Genomic DNA, 1,204 nt, shown 5'->3' on the forward strand with positions numbered 1-1,204 from the left:
AGGGCTTCTTTCAGGCTGCCGCAAACTTGTGGGATCTCTTTCGCCTCTTCAGGCGGCAGGTCGTACAGGTTTTTGTCGGCAGCATCGCCTGGGTGGATCTTGTTCTGGATACCGTCCAGGCCGGCCATCAGCAGTGCTGCGAAAGCCAGGTAAGGGTTGGCAGCCGGGTCCGGGAAACGTGCTTCGATACGACGGCCTTTAGGGCTGTTGACGTAAGGAATACGGATCGAGGCGGAACGGTTGCGAGCCGAGTAGGCCAGCATTACCGGCGCTTCGAAGCCTGGCACCAGACGCTTGTAGGAGTTGGTGGCCGGGTTGGTGAAGCCGTTCAGTGCTTTACCGTGCTTGATGATGCCGCCGATGAAGTACAGAGCGGTTTCCGACAGGCCGGCATAGCCTTCGCCAGCGAAGGTGTTCTTGCCATCTTTGGAGATGGACATGTGCACGTGCATACCCGAACCGTTGTCGCCATAAAGCGGCTTCGGCATGAAGGTAGCGGTGCGACCGTAAGCGTCGGCAACGTTGTGTACAACGTATTTCAGAGTCTGAACTTCGTCAGCTTTCTTCACCAGGGTGTTGAACTTGACGCCGATTTCGTTCTGACCGGCAGTCGCCACTTCGTGGTGGTGAACTTCAACGATCTGGCCCATTTCTTCCAGTGCGTTGCACATGGCAGTACGGATTTCGTGGTCGTGATCGAACGGCGGAACCGGGAAGTAGCCGCCTTTGACGCCTGGACGGTGACCCTTGTTGCCGCCTTCGATGTCCTGGTCGGACATCCACGAACCTTGTTCGGAGTAGATCTTGAACATCGAGCCGGAGATGTCCGACTTGAATTTCACTTCGTCGAAGATGAAGAATTCTGGCTCTGGGCCGGCGAAGACGGTGTCACCGATACCGGTGGTCTTCAGGTATTCCTCGGCGCGGTGAGCGATAGCGCGCGGGTCACGGTCGTAACCTTGCATGGTCGACGGTTCGATGATGTCGCACACCAGGATCAGGGTGGCGTCTTCGGTGAACGGGTCGAGAACGGCAGTTTCGTCGTCCGGCAGCAGGATCATGTCGGAGGCTTCGATGCCTTTCCAGCCAGCGATGGAGGAACCGTCGAACATCTTGCCGACTTCGAAGAAGTCGTCTTACATAGCTTGGAGTGCCTGCTTGGTGAAGTGGTGCTTAGTGTCTTTTTTTTGTTTGAAGTTTATTT

Annotated in this window: 1 protein-coding gene; it reads right to left on the reverse strand. The window is 56.2% G+C overall.

The annotated features are described in order from the left end of the window. A partial coding sequence (glnA, locus tag ACIQVE_RS26270; RefSeq protein ID WP_402814123.1) for a type I glutamate--ammonia ligase occupies nt 1-1,112 on the reverse strand: 1,112 nt, incomplete at its 3' end. Nucleotides 1,113-1,204 lie beyond the last annotated feature (92 nt).

This window comes from Pseudomonas sp. NPDC098747 (assembly GCF_044760045.1).
GTDB lineage: Bacteria > Pseudomonadota > Gammaproteobacteria > Pseudomonadales > Pseudomonadaceae > Aquipseudomonas.